Origin of the sequence: Nostoc sp., from assembly GCF_035638895.1 — a bacterium.
Taxonomy (GTDB): Bacteria; Cyanobacteriota; Cyanobacteriia; order Cyanobacteriales; family Nostocaceae; genus Nostoc.
The window spans coordinates 1-1,644 of sequence record NZ_DASQZC010000652.1; the positions used below are offsets into that span (position 1 = coordinate 1).

A 1,644-nucleotide genomic window follows, 5' to 3' on the forward strand; every position below is an offset into this window, starting at 1 on the left:
TGTATACGAAATACTTCAGATACCGAAGATTTATGCTGGATTGTGATTCAGTCACGAGTAGGTTCTTACCCAGACCATACCATTGAAGATGGTTTGGGTGTTCAGAAGCGAGTTAGTTGGGTTGGCAAGCAGCAGATTTAATGTGAAGCGATCGCGGCATAACAATTTCCTATTGCAATGGATTAAGCATCTGCTAGAAGGTACGGTCATCTTGAACCACTACTGCCGCTTTGCCATTCACCCTAACAACTTAGCTCATGCGTATTGTGCCTGTCCGGTTGCAGACGGGACAGATTTTCTTTCCCACCTCCCCACTTTCCCAGCATCTGAGGCAGGTATGCTCAATGCCTTCAATTACACTAGGCTAGCCGACTTATCTTTGTCTAAGTAATAGTAGTAATAGTTCAAAAGTATCTATCTTTAAGGATCTCAAGCTTGCATGATTACTATTAGATACACAATCAATCATTTAGCGCGGTAATCTAACTATTTCTTCATCACCTAAAGCAAGATCACCTTGAATCATTCTCTTTTCTTTCTTGGCTTCTTCTATTTCTTTGGCTAGATGAATTGAGATTAAAGTTACTACACTTAAGAAATGATCTCTAGGAAATGCTGGTTGACCCGTATGATCAATCGGATCTGTGAATAACTTAAAGTTTTTACATTTAGCAACTATGCTGGGGTTAGTAAAATCTATAGCTTGTAACTCATGGGCACAATCATTTCTAATATTTCTAATAATGTTGAGATCGTCAAATAATAGTGAACCAATAAGCCCAAGACAGTAAGCCATGCTTATCTTTGAGCTAAAACTGCCTAGTGGCTGATTAAAATCAAATAATTTTTCTACTTTTTCCTTATCATCAACCAGGAAGTTCAGAAGAAGTTGTTCAAGTTGAATTTCTAGAAATACTGCACCAACAATGACACAAGCTCTATCATTACTCTTATAAAGCTCTGCTACCCAATACTGTGGATCTTGTAATTGATCTCGTTTCTTTTGAGCGTTTTTCTTGGACATAGTTAAAGGCTAAAACTTTTAAGGTAAAACTGGGCAGAATAAAAACACTACTTTATAGAAAAGAAATGGAAACAAACACAGTGAGCTTATTACAAAAGTGTCAAGAAAATTTTCCGTATATCACATGGGTAGGAGAGAAAGACGGTGAATATTGTCAAGGACTCATAGAGTCTACTATATTCAGTCTTGAGGTAACTAGCACAAACGAACATTCTAGTATAAAGCTAATAATCTATATAGAAGAAAGTGCAATTGATTTACTTGGAAAGTATTCGAGCCAAGGCGAGCCAATAGAAGCTTTATTTAACAAGTTCCGTAGTGATTGGCAATATCTTAACTCATCATTAAGCAAAGCAACGAAAGTTTGACATTCACTTAACTATTAACTGTTAAAATCTGATTCCCAGTTGCCCGTTAAAGCCACGAATAGAATTGTAACCAGCACCAACAAAAACGTTATCAGTAGCACCTACCTGAACGCCACCTGAAACTGCAACACCTTTATCTTCTGAATAAAGTCCAACTCCTACATAGGGTGAAATTACAGGCAAGCTAATAAATTTTAAAACATCTACTCCCGTAGCACCATCAGGGCCAGTTCCTAGCTCAACCCCAAAATT

General features: G+C 37.5%; 3 protein-coding genes and 1 pseudogene. 2 read left to right on the top strand and 2 right to left on the bottom strand.

The annotated features are described in order from the left end of the window. The first annotated feature begins 121 nt into the window (after positions 1-121). Positions 122-391, top strand: a complete 270-nt coding sequence (locus tag VE944_RS31045) for a hypothetical protein (RefSeq protein WP_324986708.1) — start codon at positions 122-124, stop codon at positions 389-391. Between the two features lie 78 nt (positions 392-469). Here VE944_RS31045 and VE944_RS31050 read toward each other — a convergent pair whose 3' ends face one another. Next, positions 470-1,024, bottom strand: coding sequence for an MltR family transcriptional regulator (locus tag VE944_RS31050; protein WP_324986711.1), 555 nt, complete (start codon positions 1,022-1,024; stop codon positions 470-472). A 65-nt stretch (positions 1,025-1,089) separates the two neighbouring features. Between VE944_RS31050 and VE944_RS31055 the strand changes: the two genes are divergently transcribed. Further along, the gene (locus tag VE944_RS31055; RefSeq protein ID WP_324986714.1) at positions 1,090-1,392 is read left to right on the top strand and encodes a hypothetical protein; all 303 of its coding nucleotides are present in this window, start codon (positions 1,090-1,092) and stop codon (positions 1,390-1,392) included. A gap of 21 nt (positions 1,393-1,413) precedes the next feature. Here VE944_RS31055 and VE944_RS31060 read toward each other — a convergent pair. Further along, positions 1,414-1,644, bottom strand: a pseudogene (locus tag VE944_RS31060) (hypothetical protein); the annotation flags it as partial.

What these genes read in the sequence shown, in the direction of transcription:
- VE944_RS31050 (WP_324986711.1), bottom strand. Translation starts at nt 1,024, where the DNA reads ATGTCCAAGAAAAACGCTCAAAAGAAACGAGATCAATTACAAGATCCA.
- VE944_RS31055 (WP_324986714.1), top strand. Translation starts at nt 1,090, where the DNA reads ATGGAAACAAACACAGTGAGCTTATTACAAAAGTGTCAAGAAAATTTT.